Consider the following 22658-nt stretch of genomic DNA (forward strand, 5'->3'; position numbering starts at 1 on the left):
CCTGCGCTTCGCTCCGGACTGGCTCGGGCTCCGCTGCGCTCCACCCGAGGTGGCCGGCTTCGTCGGCCTGAGAGCTCCCGCGCTCCGCGCGGGAGGTGACCCCGTTTCACGGGGTCCAGGCCTTCGGCCTGTCTCAGTGGGTCCGCTCCGCTCCCCCCAACCCGAGGTCCTTCCGGCTCCGCCTCCAGGAGCGGCCCGCTGACGCGGGGCGGCTGGCAGCAGAGTAAAGGTTTCCCCGTTAGGCCGATTGCACCATCTAGGACTCGTACGGGCGAACGACCCTGGGCCTCGCTGGAGACCGGCCCAAGTCCCAGGTCAGGGTGGACACGCCGCAACCACTCAACCAAAGGGACCAGTCATGTCCGAAGCAAGCAACGCACCGTCAGACCCCGAGCAGGACGGTGAACCCACCCTCCCCCGCCACGTCACGTGGCCCCATGGAGTCGAGTACCCAGCACAGCTGGAACTGCGAGACAAGCAGGGCCAAATCCTCGCCTACTACGACCTCCGCCACGAAGACGACGAACCGTCTGCACGATGGCAAATGAGGTCCCGGGGCAGTGTGGGTTCAGCCCCCACCTAGCAGCACCTGAAAACAGACACCGTGGGCCTGGACTGGAGCCGATAACCACAGGCCCCTTGCGGCTGCGCCTCCAGGGCAGGGCCGGCTGGGGTACCCGGTTGGCGGTCGTTACGCTCCCCCGGCTGAGACTGCCGGGAGAGCTCCCTGGCGAAGCCTGGTGGCTCTTTCCTACCAGGATGCTTCACTTTTCGTATTGGATAAGATCTGGAATCAAGGGGTTGGTGCGGATCGGTTCAAGTATCTGTATATGTCACGGATCAGTGAATCTGCGCAGTACTCAACCAATCTGCACAGTCCAGCCCCGTGGTTAGTGGCGGCACACCGTCCCCGACAGGCGCACGCCGTCAGCTGAGACTTAGCAGAGCTTGAAGGAGACTTCGGGACGCTCCGGCAGTTCTTCACCGCATCGTGTGGCGCCTCGTACCTGCGCATTGCTCAGATAGGTCAGGGGTCTGCCGCACGATCGGGTGACATCTGAACTGGCTTGCCCTGTCGGGCGGGTGGGAAGGATGTCGCTGTGCCGAAGCCTTATCCGGAAGAGTTCCGCCAGGACGTCGTGCGGGTCGCGCGCAATCGTGGCCCGGGTGTGACGGTCGAGCAGGTCGCCACCGACTTCGGTGTCCACCCGATGACCTTGTGGAAGTGGATGCGCCGGGCGGACATCGACGACGGGGCCAAGCCGGGAACCTCCAGCCAGGAGAACGCAGAGCTACGCGAAGCACGCCGGCGGATCAAGCTGCTGGAGCAGGAGAACGAGGTCCTGCGGCGGGCCGCGGCCTACCTGTCGCAGGCGCATCTGCCGGGAAAAGGATTTACCCGCTCGTGAAGGAGCTGGCCGCGGACGGGACGCCCGTCTCGGTGACGTGCCGGGTATTGAAGCTCGCCAGGCAGCCCTACTACCGCTGGCTCGACCAGCCGGTGGCCGACGCCGTCCTCACCCAGGCGCATCGTGCGAACGCGCTCTTCGACGCCCACCGCGAGGACCCGGAGTTCGGCTACCGCTTCCTGGCCGACGAGGCACGCGGTGCCGGGGCTGCGATGGCGGACCGGACGGCGTGGCGGATCTGCCGGGACAACCGCTGGTGGAGTGTGTTCGGCAAGAAACGTGGCCGCGGTAAGAAGGCCGGCCCGCCGGTGCACGACGATCTCGTCCGTCGTGACTTCACCGCGGCCGGCCCGAACCGGTTGTGGCTCGCCGACATCACCGAGCACGCCACCGGCGACGGCAAGCTCTACCTCTGCGCGATCAAGGATGTCTTCAGCAACAGGATCGTCGGCTACTCCATCGACGCGCGCATGAAGTCCCGCCTGGCCGTGACCGCCCTGGACAACGCCGTGGCCCGGCGCGGACACGTCGACGGATGCATCCTGCACACCGATCGAGGATCGCAATTTCGATCAAGGAAATTCGTCCGGGCACTCGAACGCCACCGGATGGCCGGATCGATAGGGAGAGTGGGAGCAGCCGGCGACAACGCGGCCATGGAGTCCTTCTTCAGCCTGCTGCAGAAGAACGTCCTCGACCGCCGACGCTGGACCACCCGCGAGGAACTCCTCGGCCACGCCCACATCGGCGTCACCGCCGGTGTCTACGCCCACGTCCGACTCCGCCTCCAACGCCAGGCCATCGACACCCTCGGCAGCATCCTCGGCTCGACCGACACCCCGGACGACCCGCCCACCCCAGCCGTCGTCCGCTGACGTTGCCGTCAAGGCACCCAAAAGCCCCGCCAGGACATACCTGGCGGGGCTTTGGATTTGCAACCGCTACAGATTGAGGCGATTACAAACTCAGACGGAGGCTACGCCTCCCCATACAGAAGGTCTCGGCATCGTTCGTACACCTCTATGGCCTGAGCATCACCGTTGGTGAATTCTTCCCAGAAGGCATCTCTTTGCCACTCGTTCGGCTGCATAGACACCGACCCATCCCATCCGATACGAGCGGTCCAGGTTGGGCTTATGCGTGCATCGACCACTTCGAAGAGGCGAGAATCGAGCAACGGAGGAAGCTCACCCCGCTTACTCTCAATCCGGAAATAATTCGGCCCTTCCGCTTGACACTCGACACCCAGGACTACGTATTCACGATCAGGCCGCAAGGTGTGTGCGCCTTGGTGGATACCAGGTCCAGCACTCTCGGTATCGACGAACGTAACCTTCACAAGCCCCCCTAGCGGCGGTTCATCACTGCCTTGTAGTCGAAGTCATACATGACCTCACCTGATGTGCGATTCATGTAATAATGAACCTGATAGTCCCCGTAGGGACTTTGGTGGGTTTCAGAGCTGTATTTGCCCCATTGCGCAGCACCCCCACGCTCCTCGAATCTTGCCCGCAGAGCCTTATTTCCCATATCGCTCCCGCGCATGATCAGTCTGGAATTCGCGATGGCATCAGGAGTCAATTCTCCACTTTCCGTGAAGGGAGACCCGGCCGACTCGTTGCGCAACTTGTCAGCGAGTTTCCGTCCGCTCAGCGACCCCGAGGGAACATCACAGTTGCTGTTGTGAACGAGTACCGGCGTGGCCCCTGCCAGCACATAGTACGTGTGGAGGTCGTCAACAGTGAAGTTGTAGGTACGTGCGTGCTGGGTGTAGGGGCGATTCACCTTGACAGTGACCGTCGAGCCCGTGCTAGTGCGTAGGGTCATGCCCGGCTTCAGGTTACCGGCATCGACCCATTCAGCCTCGGAGGGCGACCAGAAGGGGTGCTCAACGGTTGCGGTCAGCTCTTCAGGGCCGCCGGGTGTATCGACCGTCAGCTCATTGAAGTGCTTGTCACTTTCGGTGACGATGAGCTTGAGGACGCGACGTGAACCCTTTTCCCCTGTCTCAGGGTCTTCGGCAAGGACTTCGTCACCGACCTTAATTTTTTCGATACTCTTCGTTGCTCCGTCAGCCAGCAATACTGGCGTACCTGATGGGAAGCATTTGCAGCGCCCAAAGAGTCGAGAAAGCCAGGAGCCTCCCTTCTTTGCGCCCTTCACGAGGCCTTTTGCTGCCACACCAGCTTCTCCGCCGAATAGGGTGGCCACGAAGCCTGCGATCTTGCCGGAGTCGTTGGCTTTGGTGTCGTTTTCCAGTCCGGACGAGCTGATCAGACTGTCGAGTGCATCGGAGGTCGGGTTGGCGCATTTCGGTGAGGCGATGCAACTCAACCATTTCAGCGGGTTGACGTTGTTGGCTACGTCTGCTGCGCCGGCGCCTCCCCGGGCGACTTCAGCGATAGCGCTGACGACGAAGTCGGTCCATTTGCCTTCGGCCTTCGGGTTGGATGGTTCGGTCGAGCAGTGGATTGTCCAGGTGGTGCAGGAATTGCCGCTGGAGGTGCTGCCGTGGTTTCCGGAGCCGCTGGAGGTGTATCGGATGGTGCCGCCACCTCGAGTGCCGCCGACGATGGTGGTAACGACGCTGACCACGGCCACGACGATCTGGATGATGGTGTCCCAGAACTTGCCGTTCGGGTCGGCGAAGGTGACGGGGTTGTTGTTGCTGTAGGCGTAGCCGTTGATCTGCTGCGGATCCTTGAGGTCCGCAATGGGGTCAGCGCTGGTGAATCGGCCGATGGCGGGGTCGTAGTCGCGGACTCCGAGGTGGGTGAGTCCCGTGGGGTCTTCCGTGCCTCCGACGAAGCCCTTCTCGCCGGCCCAGTCGGCTGCCGGCTTGCCTCGCGTCTCGCCGAACGGCTGGGAGTAGCGTCGTGTGATTGCCTGGGTGGCGGCGTCTATCTGGAGGGTGCCGGTGCCGTTGTGGTCGGAGGACATCCAGGTCAGGGCTGCTGGGGTGCGCATGGCCACGACGGATCCGTTGTGGCTGTAGTAGCGCGTGGCTTCGACCTGGCCGCTCTCGTTGTCGAGTCGGAGCTCTGTTTCACCCAGGTAGAGGGTGGTGCCTGTGCTGTCCCGTCGGATGAGGCGGTTGCCTTCGGCGTCGTCGAGGAAGGACGTTTCTGTCTTGTCGGCTTCGGTGACCTTGGTGAGACGGTTCTCCTCGTCCCACAGGAGGGTCTGTGTCTTGGTCCCGGTGGTGCGGGTGACGGTGTTGCCGGCTGCGTCGTAGGTGTAGCTGGTGTTGGGGCGCGATGCGCTGGCGGGTGTGGTGGTGGTTGCGGAGAGAAGGTGCGGTCGGGGAAGTGTGCCTGTCTTGTGGTCGTGGGCGTAGGTGGTGGTTGCTGCGCCGCCGGCGGCGAGGTGGTCGGTTGCCGTCTTCCGGTTGCCGGCGCTGTCGTAGGTGTAGGTCTTCCAGTAAGGGGCGGGGCCTCCGACGTTGCCGGTTGCCGGGGCCGTGGTGCAGTTGGCGGTGGCCGACCAGGCTGACTTCAGGCGGCGGTTGCCGTCGTAGGTGAAGCACTGGCGGTCGACGGGTGTGGTCGCCTTGTCTTCGACGGAGACGGGGTTGCCGGCGATGTCGTAGGCGTAGTGGACGTCCGCGTCGGTTCCGGAGTGGGTCTCCGAGGTGACGGTTTGGCGGGCCAGCCGCTTGGTGCCGTCCTCGTAGGTGCGGTTGATGTCGGTCCACTTGGCCGCGGATGACACGCCGAGGGTGGTGCGGATCGGCTCGCCTGCGGGCAGGTAGTCGGTGTTCTGGACGAGGCCGGTCAGGCCCTCCAGGGTGGTCGGGAGGCGCTGCTCGTTGTAGCCGTAACTGAGCGTTTCGGTGGCCAGGCCGCCCATGGCCGGGATGGTCCGGGTCTGGAGGGTGCCGTCGAGGTTGTAGGCGTTCTGGACGGTGTAGGTGCCGTTGCCGGCGAGTGATCCTTCGGTGGTGCTGACCGTGTACTGCTCCTTCAGGACACGGTAGAGCTTGTCGTATGCGGCGTTGGTGGTGGCGTAGATCTTCCCGCTCTTGCCGCCGACGTAGCGGATGGTGGAGGTGGGGCGGCCGAGTTTGACGGTGTCGTAGCTCCAGCGGGCCAGGTATTTGGACTCGTCGATGGTCGGGGTGCCGTTGACCACGGGGATGCGGCCTGAGAGGCGTCCCGTGGGGCGACCGAGTTCGTCGTAGGTGAGGCTGAGGATCTGGCCGCGGGGGTCCTTGGTGACGACGACCTGGTCGCGGTTGTCGTACTCCGAGGCGCTCTTGCCGGCGTCGGGGTCGGTCGAGGAGGTCTTCCGGCCCAGGAAGTCGTACTCGTACTTCCATGCGTTGCCGTTGGAGTCTTCGACGCGTACGAGTTGGTCGGCCTGGTCATAGGTGTACTTGAGGGCCGTGTACGAGTTGTCCGCGGTGTTCCCCGCGTACTCGCGCTTTTCGATCAGGCGGCCGCGGGCGTCGACTTCCTCGCGGATGGCCGCGGCTCCGGCCGGAGGCTCAACGGTGGTGACGTTGCCCTGGTAGGTGTGGTTGGTCACTCCGTACCTGGCACCGCGGACCAGCGTGATTTCCTGGGCCGGTCGTCCTGCTCCGTCAAAGACGGTCTGGGTTCCGGCTGGGGATGCGGTGATCAGGGTGGCGAGGTCACCGGAGGGTGCGGTGGTGTCGATGTAGCCGGCAGCGGTCTCCACGGCGAGGCCGCGGGAGTCGTATGTCGTTTCCGAGACGACCCTGCCGCCGCCGACGCCGGGTGCCTGTGTCTGCCTCGGTCGCAGGAGGGCGTCGTAGAGGTTGTAGGTGGTCTGGTAGGTGGTCCCGTCGTTGTTGAGGGACTTGTTGGCGACTGAGGATGCCTTGGTCTTGCTGAGGTTGTACTCGAATGTGCTGCTGGGGGTCTGGCCTGCGGCGCGGTCGCGGTCGGCGAGCCAGACCTTGGTGAGGCGGCCGAGTCCGTCGTAGGCGAGTTCGGTCCGGTTGCCGTTGGGGTCGGTTTGGCTGAGGTTGAGTCCCCATGCCGGGTCGATGACGGTGGTCACGGTGTGGCCGAGGGCGTTGCTGACCTTTGTCTGGGTCAGCGGGCCGCTGTCGGCGGGAGTGTATTCGGTGTGCTTCATGCGCACGCCGTTGGTGTCCCAGATGTCCAGTGCGCGACCGAGGCTGTCGTAGCTGGTCTTGGTGGTCGTCTGGAGGACGGGCGTGGTCCCGCTGTAGCCGGTGACGCGCTGAACCGAGGTGGCATCGCCCTCGGTGGGTGCTTTGCCCCAGGCGCCGCTGTCGTACAGGGTCCGCAGGTCGGAAAGGACGTGTGTCGTCTTAGGGTCTCCGGTGCGGTTGACCGTAGCGTCGCAGCCTACGGAGACCTTCTCCACGCGCTTGACGTAGTTCACCATCCAGGAGGTCTCGTTGGCTGCGTACTCCGTCCGCTCGCATTCCTTCTTGCCTGCGGCGTCGGTCTCCACCGAGGTGACCAGCCCGGTTTTGTCGTCATAGGTGGAGACCGTGGTACTGGTGGTGGCGCCGGTGGGCGTCGCGGTGCGCTTCACCTCCTTGCCGGGACGGACGAAGTAGGCGTTGAGGGTGCGTCCTTCGTGCGTGGCGGTCGCGGTGACCTTGGACCACGGCGTGTTGATGGTGCCGGAGACCTCCGAACCGGTGGTGCCGTTGTAGGTGATCTGTTCGCGTACCTGGCCGGCGAATTGGTCTTCGTCGGTGACGACGGCGCCGGTCGAGTCGGTGACGGTTGCCTTGCGGGTGGTGTCGGGGGCGAGCTGCTTGTCGCCGTCCATGCCGCGGTAGTACGTGGTCACCTGGCGGGACCGTGTGCCTGCCGCTTCACCGGTCGTCGTGGTGACCTTGCCGTAGCCGCGCCAGATGCTCCACGTGCGGTACTTGTCCTCGGTGATGGGCGACTGGTCGTCGTAGGCCCAGGCGCCGCCGTTGTGGTACGTGTAGTCCGTCTGCTTGAGCGGAGCACCGCCGGTCGGGTCTGATTCGGTGACCTGGCGGACGTTGTACTTGTGGAAGAAGTCCGTGCGGGGCTGCGGATTCGTTCCCGGGGTGGGGTTGGACGGCGGAATCCACTTCACCGGGTAGCAGCGCTTGGCGTTCTTGTCCAGCTCGGTGAGAGCCGGCACGTTGGTGTCGGCTATGCACTCGGGGTCCCCGTAGGTGACCGTGAGGACGGAGCCCGTCTCGGACGTCACGGTCCGCACACGCCACTTGATGAAAGCTGGCACGTCGTCATTGGTCTTGTCCACGCGGTTGGCCATCTGGACGCCGCTGAAGGTGATCGGGTCCATTGCCAGATCGGTGCCGCGCTTGCCGGTGCGCTGAATGCTCTTGAGCCACATCGGCGGGTCTGCGCCGTCACCGGTCGCGGGGAACTTCTGGTCGAGCGTCCAGCCGTTGACGTCCGGGTAGTCGCTGTCCGCGCCGGTGCCGGATCCGTCGAACACCTCGGTGGTGACCTTGGTCAGGCGCTTGGTGGTGAAGAACGACGGGGACGACTGGTCGGTGCAGGGGGTGTCCTTCTTGCATATCTGGTCGAAGGGCACATCGGGCCAGGCCGTGTGGTTGGTGAGCGTCATCGAGGTGCAGGGCTCTTTGTCCTCCACCGGGACACAGCGCTCGGCAACGGTGAACTTGACGCGGGCGCCCGCGGGCTTGGTGGTCGAGAAGACCGCGTCGGACCGCTGGCCGTAGTCGATGCGCTTGAGGTAGCCGCCACGGACGTACTCGGTCCCGTTGCCGGTCGTGCCCGCCTTGGCGTAGTGGTTGGTCTCCTTCTCGTACCAGTAGGTCATGACGTTGCCGTGCGGGTCGACGACGTAGTCGAGGTTCCACCGCCACGCCTGGTTCTTCCAGCGGCCGCTGAAGCTGGATGCTGCGGAGTAGCCGGGCTCGCCGGAGTCGTCGCCGAAAACGGGCACGGTCCAGACGGAGTTCGTCTCGGGCTTGCCCTCGGTCCAGCCGGGAAGCCTGTTCTTGCCGAAGACGTACTGGGTGCCGTCCGGGCTGGTGACGGTCCAGTGCTCGCCCTTGTCGCCCTTGGTCTTCTCGGTTGCGGCGTCGCCGTCGTCACCGTTCACCGCGTCGGTGTCCAGCGTCACACGCTCGGCATCGTCGCCCTGCAGGTGCCACTTGCCGGTGGTCTTGTCCTTGATGAGGGCACTGGACTTGCCGTTGAGGACGATCGAGGCGTTCTCTTCGTCCCAGCAGCGGTCGTACTTCTTGTCCTGCCCGTCGTCATCACAGGTGGTGTAGGAGCGCTCGACGTATGACGTCGACAGGTCCCAGCCGTCACCGACCCAGGAGGACTGCGAGCTGGTGGAGGAAGTGCGGCCGTCGACGCTCTGCGCGGAGTAGTTGATCGACAGCTTCGGCTGCGGTCCGGCGGCGGCGGGAACGGTGTCCAGGGGGTAGGACCAGGTGAAGTCGCCGTTGGAGCCGCCGGCCGTCCAGGTCGAGGACGGGGACAGTGGAGTCGCTTCGTAGGTGCCCTGGTCTGAATTGGTGTCAGCGGACAGGGCCACGACCGACAGGGCGCTGGTGCCCTTGACGGCCTTGCCGGTGCTGACCTGAGCCGTGGCCTTCTGCAGGGTCGTGCTGTTCTGCGTCGGCACGGGGCTGGTCGTGCGGCAGGCAGGCTTCTCGGGTGAGGTGAGTGCGCAGGCAGGCAGTTGCACCATGCGGAGACGGCGGGACCAGTTGCCGCCGAAGGCGTGTGCGAAGCCGCTGTAGTCGACGCTGACGGACACGTCCGCCGGATCGGTCTTCCCATCGGCCCGGCCTACGGTCAGGACCACCCCTTGGATGCCAAGCTTGGCTGTCTTGGCCCGGTCCAGGACCGTCACACGCGCCTTGGAAGGTGCAGGCGCGGGCTTGCGGGCCGCCTGGCGTGCACCGGGTGCCGAGGCTCCCTTGGGCGGCACTACCGCGACGGGCTGGGACAGCGCTACCGGGGACCCCGCCGCACGGGTGGCGGGCTTGCCGACTGCCGGCAGGGCTACCTCCGCCGAGAGAGCTGCAGGCCAGACGACCTTGCGCCCCAGCCTCTCCCGGGTCTTACGCTCTCCGGCGACCGTGGGATCTGCGATGGCCTGGCCCTTGGCCTTGAATATTTCGGCCTTGCCGTAGCGGGCCTTGGCCAGTGCGCCGTGTTCGCGTTCGAATGCCTGTACTGGGGCTGCCCCCAGCAAGGTGGTGATGATGGCTGTGCTCACGGGGAAGGCGACGGCCGCAAGTCTGCGCCGTCCTGCCTTGCTCCAGGCCCATGAGCTCAGCACGAGTCGTGTGCTGGACACTCTTTGGATTCTCCTGATGATGATCAACAGAGCGCGCCCCGGACAACGCCAGGGCGCTGCGAGAAAGGGGTGCGCGCCGGGCGGCGCGCACCCCTTCAGGGGTAAGGCTGAATCAGGGGTGGCAGGTCAGTCGATCGGCACGGGCGGCTCGTCCTTGCGGGCGAGTTCCTTGATCTGCGTCGCGGACAGGACGCCCGCGTAGACCTGCATGGAGTCGAGCTGTCCCGCGACGTGGTTGCCGAAGGCTCCCGTGTCGTGGCGTCGACCGCGGCCCAGGTTCAGCGGACCGGAGGGCTGGAAGACACCCTGCGAGGCGACGCCGGTGTCGGCGCCCTGCCGCTCACCGGTCAGGTACAGCTTCAGGGAGTCTGTGACGGAGTCGTAGACGCCGGCCACGTGCACCCACCCGGTCGGGGAGTTCACCGCGTCCGAGGTGACGGATGCGCCGGGGCCTTCGAGGACGTCGGTGGCGAAGGTGCCGAAGCGCCATGTGCCGGTGGTCTCGCCGGCTTCCTGCCTGTACCACAGCCGGAAGGCGTCGCGCTGGGCTCCCGGATGGGCGAACACAGACGCGGAGTGCGCAACAGAGGTGTCGTCGAGAGTGGAATCGGCAGCCAGGTTCACCCAGCCGGCGACAGTGAAACTGCCTGCGTTGTCGAGCACGACCGGCGACGTGGCGTGACCGCCCTTCGCTTCGTCGAGGGAGACGACGCGCTCACGCCCGTAATCGCTCGTTCCGAGGAACACAGCACCGGGCTGAAGCGTCAGCTTGTTCCCTCGCCCGGAGCTGTCGGCGCCGACGGAGCCGCTGGTCTCATTGGCTTCCCAGGCGGCAAGCTGAGCTGCACGCGGATGGCCGCTCTGCGGGTCTTCGGCGTTGACCACGTCACCCAGCTCGTAGGGGAAGACCGTCCGATTCCACAGCTGGACCTGGTCGACGTCCGCGGAAAGCTGGACTCCTCCGTCCCAGCCGCCTACCTCCACTCGGCCGGACGCCTGCCACGGCGTGGTGAAGGCGGTCTCCGCCTGCTCCGCACCGTTCACGTACAGGCGGATCTTGCCTTCCTTGAGGTCGTACACGCCGAGAAGATGCGTCCACGCCCCGAGGACCGGCGGGCGCTGCGAGATCGCCCGGGCGACGGGCAGGGAAGCCGAGTAGGTCTCGTCCTTGCCGTAGCGATTGAAGATCCACCGGTCGTAGCCCGAGGAGTAGTACAGCTGGAAGGCGCCGGCGTTGACACCCTGCTGCTGGACGATGGTGCTCTGGTCCTTGCTGTTCAGCTTCACCCAAGCGCCGACGGAGAAGCTGTTCGCGGTGTTCAGCACAGGGCCGGTGGTCGCCGCGTAGACGTTGGATCCGGTGCCCTTGAGGCCTGAAGACAGGCGGGCGTGCTTGGACCAGGACGCTTGGCTCAGCGTCAGGGGGTACTTCGTGGCTGCAGAGTTCACGGACGAGACGCCGGCGTTTTCGTCGAAGCGCCATTCAGTGACGGGACCTGATGGGCGCGCGACATTGAAGAAGTAGTACTCGGTCTCGCTGACGTTCCCGGCCTGGTCGTACGTCTGCACCCGGAGCTGGTTGGTGCCGGCCCGGTCAGGCGTGATCTTGATCTCGTAGCTTGCCGTGTTCGTGGCGAACGTCTTGCTCTCCAACAGCACGCCGCCGAGCCAGATGTCGTACCGCCGCACATCACTCGCGCCAGCTGCGATCTTGAACGTGCCCGTCATCCCGACACTGCCGGTCTCAGGGTCAGCGTCGCACGACGTTCCCGCACACTCTGTGTACGGGGTGGACGTGACCTTGGGCTTGGGCGGGGCGCTGGTGTCGATCTTGAAGTAGCAGCCTGCAGAATACGGGCCCTTGACCGAGAGCATCTTCCCGCCGTACGGGTAGCGGTATTCAGTGCGGGCGGTGAACCCGTACAGCTTTCCGTCTTCGAGCGTGCGAGTGGGAACGCTGCCTGCGGTACCCGAGGCCGTCCACGTGTCGGGGGCCAGCGTCTCGACCAGACCGCCGTCGGTGTTGTCGTACAGCTCGAACACCGGCCTGAGGTGCGCGTTGCCGGCGTCAACGGAAGTCGGTGTGCCCGTCAGGCGCGGCGTGGTCGTGCGAATCACGGCAGGGGTGCTCTTGGCGGAGCACGCCATGCTGGGGTACGACATCTTCACGGATCGCGGTGCCTCGTCCGGCAGCGAGATGTAGTCGATGCGCAGCCGCGGCTTGAGCTGCGGGTCCTTGAGGACCCGATCGTCGGCCGGGGAGATGAACTGCTTCCAGGCGAAGGGGTCGGTTTCGCTGGCGGCCAGGCCAAGCGTGGTGGTCGCGGACTTGGCCCCAACCGCGTGGGCGACTGCAGCGGTGGCGTCGAATTCGACATCCCCATCCGGGCAGTTGGCCGAGAATCCCTTGGCGGCAGACCTCGTGTCTACTTGCGTCCAGCTCAGCTTGGACGCCCAGGTAGTGCCGGACGAGATGGGGCTGGTCCGGTAGAGGCTGACGTCCTTCTTCGTGCAGTTGGCCGACCAGATCTCGTACGCCGTGAACTGCGCGCCGAGGATCTTCTTGCCCACCACGCCACGGGTGTCGAATTGGTAGAGCGACTTGGACTTCTTGTTGTCCACGTAGGCGTCGTAACCGACGCCCAGGGCGTGCGAGGTCTTCCAGAACGAGGTCGAGGGGCTGTTCGACCAAAGTGTTGTCCAGCCGGTGAGGGTGCCCGGAGTCGACGGCGGATCGATGACCACCGGATAGCTGGTGTCCGGGTGGGCCAGAAACTCCTGATCCGGCGCGACGGACAACGCATCCGTGGAGAGCGCCACCTTGGCAACCGCCGTCTGGGACCCGGGGTCCGGCAGCACAGGGTTCTGCTCGCTATCGGCAATCTCGGTAGCGGCCGCCTGAGAGGAGGCGGCCCGCATCGCCGTCTTCTGCATGCTGGAAGCCGGCTGTGTCGGCGTTGCTGCAGGCGCCGAGTCCCACATCAGCGCGGCGCTGCTGGAAAAAACGACACTGCCCCGAGCATCAACCATGGAGGTCGTGCCGTTGGCGTGAGCACTGACAGAAAGCCCTGAAGTCTTCAGCGGGAACTTGATCGACCTCAGCGCAGGATCGCTCGCGGCTTTGCGCGTGTGCACGACAAGGTTGTGGGTGAAGCCATCGGGCCTCATCTGCACGACCAGATCGATGTCGGGCCGGACGGACTCGTACACAGCGAGCGAACCGGAAATCTTCGGTTCGGGCAGTGGCCAAGGTGACCGCAGCTCGTACGAAGTGCCCTCACGGCTGAAGGTCGCAAGCGGTGCTGCCGTGCCGCCGCCGGATAGCACAACGTCCTGCGCAGCCGTCGGGACGAGGCGGCCATCGGCCCGCTCGACAAGGTCCGTGTCGATCGGCACCCAGGAATCGCCACGCTTCACGCGTTCGACCACGGGCGAGGCCTCAGCCGTGAACGTGCCGTCAGGGTTGGCGAAGACCTGCGTCGAGCCGTCGGTCAGGCTCGTGACCTCGACACGTCGCCCCTCCTTGGCAGCACGCTCCGACGCCTTCTGCTCGGCAGTGGGGCGGGGCAGCGGATCGTCGCCCCAATAGGCCAGACCCCGTTCAGCCGGATTGGCAGGGGCACTTGAAATGGTCTGGTCGGACTCGTCATCCGAGGGAAGCGTGGAGGCGGCAGCCGGCAACATCTGGCCGCCAAACCCCAGAACCGTCATCAGAACAGCCGTCGCGGCCGCTACCCCCTGCGCCGGTCTCCGCCGGCGCATCCGTGTCTTCAATTTGCAGTCTCACAATCCGAAATGGTCACAATCGGCGACGCGACCTTACTGCCAGTTGACCGCTGGTTCAGACCTACACCGCGAGCGCAAAACGGAACTTCAAGTACCGAATCTGCACCGAAGGTGCACCCAACGACCTCCCAAAGTGATCAACACCACCCTTGCCGTGCGTCACCTCGAGGCAGCGCGAGGAAGAGCCGTTTGCGCCGGCGCTAACGCGGTCGCCAGACGGCAAAGGTCATTGCTGGACCTCCACCCAAGGGTGATTAGATGATCAGGACCTTCGACGCGGCTCTCGCGCGCGATGCCTGCACACTCTGAAACACCCGTGGGGGAACCATGCCCAGACCAGCTCTGTTCACCGCCGCCTCAGCCGCGGCACTGGCCGTGGTGGGGGTGATCGCGCTGCCTGCGGCAGCCGACACCCAGAAGGGGGACGCCAAGGTGCTGGCCGCCTCCATCAACGGCGGCAAGCCGATCGTCGTCGGGCCTTCGGGGGCCGCCGCATTCACCGTGCGCGTGAAGGCCTCCGATCCGACCGGGGTCGACCGCCTGAATACGGTCCTGTACCGAGGACCGCTCAACAACCCAGACGCCGGTTTGACGGCTTCTGGCCCGCGCGAGTGCACGGCCCTGACTGCCACCACCTCGCGGTGCGTGCACGAGTACAAAGTCGATGCCGGGTACTTCACCCACGCCGACGCGGGACACTGGTCCCTCGTGGCCGTCGCCTACGGCAAGGACGACGACTACTACGCAGACGACGTCGCTGCCACCACCCGCATCCAGCGCGCCGCCCACATCACCGTGAACGCGCCCCCTGAGCCCGCCCGCACCGGCAAGCCGCTCTCGGTCACCGGCAAGCTCACCCGGGCCAACTGGGAGACCCACACCATGCGAGGCTACTCCGGCCAGAAGGTCAACCTCCAGTTCCGCGCCGCCGGCGCCTTGGCCTACACGACCGTCAAGACTGTGACCACCGACGCCAAGGGCGAGCTCCGCACCACTGCCACCGCGGCGAAGGACGGCACCTGGCGCTGGCAGTACGCCGGCACCACCAGCACTGCGGCAGTCAACTCCACTGGCGACTTCGTCGACGTACGCTGACCGCACAAGGCAGAACCAACGACGGGACGGCGGAGTCCGGGCCATGAGCGCCCCGCACCCGCCGCCCCGACGCTGGAGCGTCAAGGCGCTGCCAGCCGGTGTAGGCCGTGCCTGCACTGGTCTCTGCGGTACCGGTCAGCACTCGGGACCAAGGAAGACAGCCCCTCACCGGCTCCCGCACTCGCGTTCCCTCCATGGTTCGACCCTGTGGCACGGACGCCTGGCCGCACGACGAGACACCGGTGGTTCAACTGGGCCAATCGGACGCTCGGACACGTCACCGGGTCGACCTTGATCGTTGCGGCGCCGTCGACCGGAAACCGCGCTGGACCAACGGCGAAGCCGATCTTGGAACATCGCCGACGGCCGCATCAAGATCGACGCTGGTGGAAGCAGTTCTCCACCCTGATCTCCGCCGGCAACGTCTCCGGAGACCCCTCTTCCCCGGCCCACAGCTACGGCATCGACTACGACCAGAAGGTGAGCAAGATCTTCTGACCGGCTCCGCGCAGGCCTCACACCTGCGTGCGAGCGGTGCCGGGATGGGCGGAGGCCGGTTCTCTGCCGTTTTGCGGGGGGGTGTAGGGACCGCCCCGAGCGCCTTCTAGGATCACGTCATTCTCAGTGGGAGCACCGAGCACGCGCGTATGCGGTGGTCTCGGTTGTGTGCCTTCCCTTCACGATTGCCCCGGAGGGCCGATTGCCTCGCCACACCCCGATGCGCCACACCCTGCCGGTGCTGTTCTCGTCCGCCCTCCTGGCGACGAGCAGCGTGCTGCTGACTGCCCCTGGTGCCGCGGCCGTGACCGCTCCGGTGACCGAGCTGGTGCTGGATGCCGACCCAGGCCTGCCCAAGACCGGTATCGCGCTCAGCCGCGGTGTGCTGCGGGTCGCCGAGGACCACCCTTCGCTGGAGACGGACCGTACGAGCGTGTGGCAGCTGTCGCTGAGCCCGTCGGGGAGCCTGAGTGCCTCGGAGCGGATGGCGGGATGGGACACGGGCGCCCTGTGCCCTGTGGCGTCCGTCAACTGCAGTCCTCTGTGGGGCAACGCGGGCTTCGGCGGTGACGTCGCCCACGACCAGGTGTCCATGGACGGCAAGCCGGTCGATCGTCTCAAGACCCTGGACAGCCGGGAGGGTGTGAGCTTCGGCGTGGGCTCCGGCGGTTCCGTCGTCGACGTGTCCGACGGCTACGCCATCTTCAATTCCGGTGGTACGAGCCCTTCCCAGTACGTCGCGCGGTTCGGCACCGGTACGGTGCTCGAGCGCTCTGTGCGGGCAGCCGCGTTGAACGGCCACACCGTGTGGAGCACGACGCCGACGGCCGGGCGGCTCGAGCTGTACGGGCTTGCCTCGCACACCACGCGGACGTGGGACACCGGAGCGCCGTGCGTGCCCCAGGAGCTTCAGGCGCGTGGCCGCTGAGTGTACTGGAGCTGTGGCGCGGCCGGGCCGGCCGGAGTGTTCAACCGGGACTCGGGCACATCGACGGCCGCGCCGGCCGGTGATGTGCTGCTGGGCGACGGCTTCACCGTCCGCCACGACCACCAGGCCAAGACGCTCGTCCTGACCGATGCAACAACCGGTGCCGGCCGGGTCATCGCCACCGGAATGCCCGACAAGGGGCTCGAAGTGGACAGGCGCTTCCGCTGGGCCGTGGACGAGTTCACCAACCTCGTGGCCTGGGTCGACGAGCAGGAGAAGGTCCACGTACGGTCCGCCGGGATCACCCCTTCCCCTCTCAGCCTGCCGGCGGGCTTCTTCCCCGGCGAGATCCACATCGGCTACGGCCCCGCGGAATGGGACCTCCGGCTCAGCCGCCCCGTCACGTCCTGGAGCCTCACCATCAGGAGTGTGACCGGCACGAAGCTGCGCACCTTCTCGGGCGGAGCAACCCCCGGCCAGATCAACGTCGAGTGGGACGGCAAGACGTCCGACGGGCGCACCGCCCCCAGCGGCGGCTACACCTGGACCTTGAAGGCCGTGCCGTACGGAACGTCGACGGCCGTCACCGTCTACTCGCTCACGGACCGGATCTACGGTGGTGCTGCCGCCCTGCGCGACTACGGCAGCACCAACCAGGGCTCGCCCGATGGAATCGGCGACGCTGTTGCGCTCACCTCGGACAACGGGCTGCGGACGATCTACGGCGACCACAAGGCCACCGGAAAGTTCGTCGGCACCAAGACCAGCCGCGCCTGGCCCGCGGGCATACGCCCCATACCGATGGGGGACATGAGCGGCGACCGCTGCAACGACATGCTGGTCCGCTTCGCCAACGGTCAGCTGCGCCGCTTCACACCCGGTTGCGGGACACCTGCATCGCCGGACGACAGCAATCTGCTGATCGGGGCGGGCTGGAACGAATACGACGTGCTCACGTCGCCCGGCGACGTCACGGGAGACGGCCGCGGAGATCTCATCGCCCGGAACCCCGCTACCGGCGTCCTGTACCTCTACACGCAGACCACCCGGGGCATCTTCGCCCCCGGGTACAGATCCCAGGCACGTATAAGGGCTACAAGAAGATCGTCGGCACGGGCGACCTCAACGGGGACGGCCACGGAGACCTGCTCCTGCACAGCGCCGCCAACGAGCTGTGGCGGATGAACGGGACCAGCAACGGAAAGTTCGCCGCTCCCGTCAGGCTCGCGTCGAACTGGGGATCGTCCTACAACGCCCTGGCCGGCATCGGAGACCTGACCGGCGACGGACGGGCCGACCTCGTCGCCCGGGACACCGCCGGCCGCGCTTGGCGGTACGCCGGCACCGGCAAGGGCACCTTCGGCGCCCGCGTCCAGATCGCCACCGGCTGGCAGACCTACTCCGCCCTTTACTAGAGGCCACGCTTCATGGGGGCCTGAGATCCAATCGGATCCAGGCCCTCAGCATGCGCCTGGCGGGCGATCGGATCATGGAGCCCGTTGCGCAGGCGCCGGCCAGGGAACGCAACACACACACTTACGCCGTCCATGGGTGTGATGTATCAGATAGCCACTTCTATACGCCCTGACCTGCGGTTACGCTGCCTGCCAGATGCGGCGGGGAGGCATGCCTCGGCGTATCGGGCTCGGCTGTGCCTGTCTGCGGGCGGCCCCACGCCCCACATCGCTCAGTTTGTCCCAGGGGGGACCGTGAACACCCAGCGCCGCAAGCGCTTCGGCCGTCTGGCGGCCTGCACTGCACTCGCACTCACTGCCGGCCTGGTCGGCTCCGCCGGACCGGCCCTCGCGGAGGACCGGGGTTCACCTCGCAGCGCGACTGGCAGTGTGGGGCCGACGTTGGACCTCCCCGGGTCTGCCCCTGCGGGCAGCTACGCGGCCCGTCCCGCCAAGCCACGCATGGACTTCGATGCGGACGGCATCTCGGACCGCGTGTTCCGGCAGTTGGCAAGGGTGGGAGAGCAGTACACACAGGTGCTCCTCAGCGGCTCAAAGTCCGGGAGCGCCGAGAGTTTCCTCCTCCACAACGACTACAAAGAGTGGTACAAGGACCTCGTACCTGCCGGCAACCTGGCCGGCAGTGCGGCCCCTGAGCTGCTGACACTGTCGTACGACGGCCGGCTGTCGCTGCTGCAGACCAACGGCCGCATGACGACCGCCCCTACCTGGTCGGGCAAGGGATGGCAGGTCTACAACCGGGTCGTCGGCACCGGTGACCTGACCAAGGACGGCAAGCCCGATCTGCTGGCCCGCACCCCGTCCGGCGAGCTGTTCCTGTACCGGGGCACGGGCAGCATCACCACGCAGCCGTTCGCCCCGCGGGTCAAGGTGGGAGGGGGCTGGAGCATCTACGACCAGGTCGTGGGCTCGAACGACCTGGATGCGGACGGAGTCGCGGACCTGATCGCGCGTACCCCGAAGGGTGACCTCTACTTCTACAAGGGCACCGGCTCCGCGACGGCTCCCTTCAAGCCCGCGGTGAGGGTCGGCACCGGGTGGCAGATCTACAACCAGGTGATCGGCGCGGACGACCTCAACGGTGACGGCCGGGCCGACCTCATGGCTCGCGCCTTCTCCGGTTCTATGTACTGCTACTACTCCACCGGACCGGGCAAGTTCGCCGCACGCACGAGTTGCGGCGCCGGCTGGCAGGACACCGAACTCTTCCTCGGCTCCGGCATCACGCCCTCCTACGGCAAGCACGAGCTTGTCGGCATCGACCGCACCAACCGTTTCTGGTTCCTCACCGCCCGCGCCAACGGGACCTTCACCGAGCCCTTCTCCCCGTACCCGGCCGATTTCTGGCCGGCCGGGGCCAAGCTGACCTCCGCCACCGGCCTCGACGTGAGCGGCTACCCCCGCTCGTTCGCCCTCACCGCCAGCGGTCTGGTCAACAAGACCACAGGAACGCCGATCGGCGGCAACTGGTCGAAGACCAACCTGGTCGTCGGCCCCGGCGACCTCACCGGCGACGGCATGGGGGACCTGCTGTCCCGGGACAGCACTGGAACCTTGTGGCTGCACGCAGGCAACGGCACCGCCAATGTCTTCGCCACACCGGTGAAGGTCGGCACGGGCTGGGGCCGCTACACGGCGCTCGTCGGATCCGGGGACGTAAGCGGCGACGGGCGGCCCGATCTGGTGGGCCGCAGCGGCGACAGCCTCTACCTGTTCCCGGGTACGGGATCCACTGCGGCTCCCTTCGGGGCCCGCGTGCTCGTCGGCACAGGCTGGTCGGCCTACACGGCACTCGCCGCCCCCGGCGACATCAACGGAGACGGCCGAACCGACTTGGTGGCACGCGACGCCGCAGGAACGCTGTACCGCTTCACCGCCACCGGACTGACCGGCACAGCGGCCTTCACGGCCCGCGCCAAGATCAGCACCGGGTGGAACGGCTACACGCAATTGCACTGACCCATACGGGACCGCCCGTTTCCGCAGGCAGGCGGTCCCGGCTTGGGCGCAACACACCACGCCGCCGCCCACAGTCCACTTGCCGCTCGACTTGACCGCCATGTCGACGACGGAGGACACCTTCGCCTCGTACTCGAAGCTCGCGTACGCGTCCCAGTAGGCGTGGGCTTCGCCGACGGTTGTATGGCCCACCGTGGTCTTGCCCGGCACGGTCACGGTGTAGCAGCTGCCGCTGTCCATGGGGGCCGGGTGGTTGGTGACAGGCTCGGACCGGACGTTGACGCCGTCGACCAGGTACGGATCGTACTTTTCAGGCGAGGGCCCCCGGTCGCTCTGCCACTCGGGCACCGGGCTGGGCTCGGCCGGATCGGGAAGCACTCCGAGCTTGTCCGCCTCGGCGGCGAACGTCTCACTCATCTCCATCGCCGTCGGCTCCGGCTCGTCCTTTGCCTCGGGGAGCAGGGCCGCCTTGTACTGCTTGGGGGCAGCCGCGGCCAGTGCGATCGCCTTGGCGCCGGCCGCCTTGGAGGCGGGGAGGACGGAGATCTCGTTCACGGCGAACATGTCCACGCCGGAGGGGGTCCTGCCCTTCACGCTGGCGGTCAGGCGGACGATGCCTCCGTTGGCGTCCGCGGCCGCATCCACCGCAGCCGGGAGCCGGTCCGGCAAGGTGAGCGACCAGGTGCCGTCCGCTGCGGTCGTGACCGTGCCCAGTTTCGGAAGTACGGTCCCCTTGCCGTCGGTCTTCAGGAGTGCGGGGTCCGAAGCCTCCACCTCGACGGTCAGGCCGGGAGCCGGCTTGCCGTCGCCCAGGGTGAACTTGCCGGACACCGTCGTCGGACCGGTGGGCACCGGCAGCTGCTGCTCCACCGGCTCCTGAGGCGCAGCCGGCGGCTCCTCCGACGGGATGTGACCGAAAGGCTTCTCGGTGGTCTGGTCCGCAAGGCAGCTGTAGGCGTCCGGGAACGACTCCCCGTACAGCCCGCTCATGACATCGGCGTTCTTCAGGCTCAACGGCGAGCCCGCGTAGCTCTTGACGACACCGGAGTAGTCCTGCGAGCCGGAGTTCGTGTAGAGAACACCGGGGCCCGGCATCCACGCGGTCTTCGCGCCCGTCAAGCCGGTGGCGAACACGGTCGGAGAGTCGATGCGGGGAACGAAGCCAGCCCCGCCGCCGGCCGGGGCGTCTTCGCTGTAATCCCACCGGGTGACGGTGCCGCCATCCAGCGTGTACACGTATCCGTCGAAGCCCCACACGTCGTCCGCCGACTTGATCGCCGCAGCCGCCGGCGACGAGGCAGCGATCGGCGCAGCCCCCTTGGCCAGGGTGCCGCCACCGGTGGAGGGTGAACTCTGCTGATAGACCTCAACGGCTCCCGTCGACGTCTGCGCGATGATGCGCCCTGCCGGAGTGGTCGAGGAGAAGATCCGCTTGTACGCGTCCCAGCCGGAGCCGTACGTCTTGACCGGCGTAAGAAGCGCACCACCCGTGGCGGTGTTGTCCTTGTACGACTTCAGAACGCCTTCCGGAGTCACCTCGTAGAACACACCCCGCGCACCGCCGAAGTACTGACCGAAAAGCGGCAGCGCAACCTTCTGCCCGGTATCCACCAGAGTGGAATTCCCGCTCTTGGGACTCCAATCGGTGAACTTGCGCAGATAGCGGCCCCCAGGAAGGACATTCTTCCCAGGCCGCGTTTCGATCACGTACGTGTCAATAGTGGCCGGACAACCCGCAGCCGCAGCATCTGCAGCCGCGACACCGGGAGCCGAAACAGCAGCATGCGCCACCAAGGAACCAGCCAACAAAGACGCCGCCAGAAGACCGCGCACCGACCTGTCAGACAGTGCACGACGTGGGTAACCGTTCATCCCACCCCTTACAAGAATCGCCACGCATGTGGCGCCAATCGCAGGCACCGTCACGGTCGGCCGACGTATTTGCGGTTCCTACACCCTCTCCCTCAGGAACCCCGTCGACCGCTGCTCAAGCGCCCGGCCACAGCTATCTCCTGCTGCGCGGAGGCAAATCTATGCAGGTCACAAGGGCCGAGGAAGGCTCAAGATCAAAATATGAGGTTCCCCTGAGATTTCATCCCCGATTTCGAAACGAACGGGCCATGACACCAATATCCAGCCACCGGAAAACGGCACCCCCACACCATCAACTGAGCCCTCAAGCAAGCCGGCGTGTGGATCGCGAACCAACAGCAGCGCCGCGACCGGCTCGATGCCGGTCAACTCGCCACCCTTCCGACCCGGCGCGGCCGTAGGGTGGGCGGCAGGAAAAGGACCGGTTAGAGGGGTGTCTGCCGTGCGTGGTGAGCCTGGTTGGGGCGTGGATCAGCAGGACGTCGGGGGCGGATTCACTCGGAGGGCATCGTGAGCGACACGAACTGGGAAGGCTGGTACCAGCAGGTCCTGGCCGCCGTGGCGCTGCTGGCCGCTTCCGCATGCGATCAGGTGGCCTGGCTGGAGAAGCACGACGCCCCGGTCGACGAGATCGCCCTCAACTTCGACGACTCCGCCGTCATGGCGCCACAGCTCGCGGACGCCGGCTGGCTCACCCCCGAAGCACTGTCCGAGCTCGCGCACATGGACGATCTCCTCAATCGTCTGACCGCGGACGAGGGCTCCACGCACTGGACCGCTGAGGGGCTCAGGACAGACGCACTGTGGGCGCAGATCCGTCAGGAAGCCGACAGGTTCCTCCGCGCACAAGGCGCGACGGACCAGGCACTCCCCCTCGCCGAGGCACTCCCCTGACGACCGGCCACTCGGCCTTCCCCGTCAATCCCGCCAAGAGCGATCTTGATCTGGTGGCGCGGCAAATCGCCACCCGCTGCGAGGAGACCATGGTCTATCGGGCCGGCTTCCTCACCGTGGGCATCTTCCCGTGGTCTGCCCGCCCAATGAGCAAGCAGATCACGGTCGGAGGCACTCATCCTGCGGATCGAAGCAGACGAGTCCGTGCTCGCGAGCGGGCGCAGCGGCGTACTCGAACACTTCCTCCGCTGTGCCGTAGGACATGGGCAAGTACACGATCGGGCCCGAAGCCTCCTCGATGACCGGCGGAGACGCCCACACGACACTGCGGCCGCGGTCGTCCGGATAGCGCGCGACAAGCGCTGCCACATAGGCCACGATGCGTGGTACCGGAGGGACGACGCATCGTCCGACTCCAGGTAGCGCTCGTAGAGCTCGTCGTAGACCAAG

Annotated in this window: 11 protein-coding genes; 8 read left to right on the forward strand and 3 right to left on the reverse strand. The window is 66.3% G+C overall.

Annotation, left to right across the window (positions count from 1 at the left end):
* Positions 1-1100 precede the first annotated feature (1100 nt).
* A protein-coding gene (locus tag LG634_RS08745; protein WP_308072377.1) for an IS3 family transposase occupies positions 1101-2284 on the forward strand; the annotation gives its coding sequence in 2 pieces (ribosomal slippage) (positions 1101-1385 and positions 1388-2284; 1182 coding nt in all).
* 472 nt (positions 2285-2756) lie between these two features.
* Here LG634_RS08745 and LG634_RS08750 read toward each other — a convergent pair.
* Positions 2757-9620, reverse strand: a complete 6864-nt coding sequence (locus LG634_RS08750) for a polymorphic toxin-type HINT domain-containing protein (protein ID WP_226733097.1) — start codon at positions 9618-9620, stop codon at positions 2757-2759.
* Positions 9621-9827: 207 nt separating this feature from the next.
* Positions 9828-13412 carry a LamG-like jellyroll fold domain-containing protein gene (locus tag LG634_RS08755; protein WP_226733098.1) on the reverse strand — a complete coding sequence of 1195 codons (3585 nt, stop codon included), beginning with the start codon at positions 13410-13412 and terminating at the stop codon, positions 9828-9830.
* 402 nt (positions 13413-13814) lie between these two features.
* On the opposite strand from LG634_RS08755, the gene LG634_RS08760 reads away from it, so the two are divergent.
* From LG634_RS08760 to LG634_RS08785, 6 genes are all read left to right on the forward strand, one after another.
* A complete protein-coding gene (locus tag LG634_RS08760) occupies positions 13815-14582 on the forward strand; it encodes a calcium-binding protein (RefSeq protein WP_226733099.1) in 768 nt (255 codons plus the stop codon).
* A gap of 348 nt (positions 14583-14930) precedes the next feature.
* Positions 14931-15080, forward strand: coding sequence for a hypothetical protein (locus LG634_RS08765; protein ID WP_226733100.1), 150 nt, complete (start codon positions 14931-14933; stop codon positions 15078-15080).
* A 202-nt stretch (positions 15081-15282) separates the two neighbouring features.
* Positions 15283-16008: a hypothetical protein gene (locus LG634_RS08770; RefSeq protein ID WP_226733101.1), complete on the forward strand. Its 726-nt coding sequence runs from the start codon at positions 15283-15285 to the stop codon at positions 16006-16008.
* Positions 16009-17193, forward strand: a complete 1185-nt coding sequence (locus tag LG634_RS08775; RefSeq protein WP_226733102.1) for a FlgD immunoglobulin-like domain containing protein — start codon at positions 16009-16011, stop codon at positions 17191-17193.
* Positions 17181-17423: an FG-GAP repeat domain-containing protein gene (locus LG634_RS08780; protein WP_264202901.1), complete on the forward strand. Its 243-nt coding sequence runs from the start codon at positions 17181-17183 to the stop codon at positions 17421-17423. Before LG634_RS08775 ends, LG634_RS08780 begins: the two co-directional genes overlap by 13 nt.
* Before the next feature lie 501 nt (positions 17424-17924).
* Positions 17925-19442 carry an FG-GAP repeat domain-containing protein gene (locus LG634_RS08785; RefSeq protein WP_226733103.1) on the forward strand — a complete coding sequence of 506 codons (1518 nt, stop codon included), beginning with the start codon at positions 17925-17927 and terminating at the stop codon, positions 19440-19442.
* A 2040-nt stretch (positions 19443-21482) separates the two neighbouring features.
* Here LG634_RS08785 and LG634_RS08790 read toward each other — a convergent pair.
* Entirely contained in the window at positions 21483-21683 is a 201-nt protein-coding gene (locus LG634_RS08790; RefSeq protein ID WP_226733104.1) for a hypothetical protein, read from the reverse strand.
* 141 nt (positions 21684-21824) lie between these two features.
* Between LG634_RS08790 and LG634_RS08795 the strand changes: the two genes are divergently transcribed.
* Positions 21825-22208, forward strand: a complete 384-nt coding sequence (locus tag LG634_RS08795; protein WP_226733105.1) for a hypothetical protein — start codon at positions 21825-21827, stop codon at positions 22206-22208.
* Positions 22209-22658 lie beyond the last annotated feature (450 nt).

It is taken from the genome of Streptomyces bambusae (genome assembly GCF_020532645.1).
In the GTDB taxonomy this organism is placed as follows: domain Bacteria; phylum Actinomycetota; class Actinomycetes; order Streptomycetales; family Streptomycetaceae; genus Streptomyces; species Streptomyces bambusae.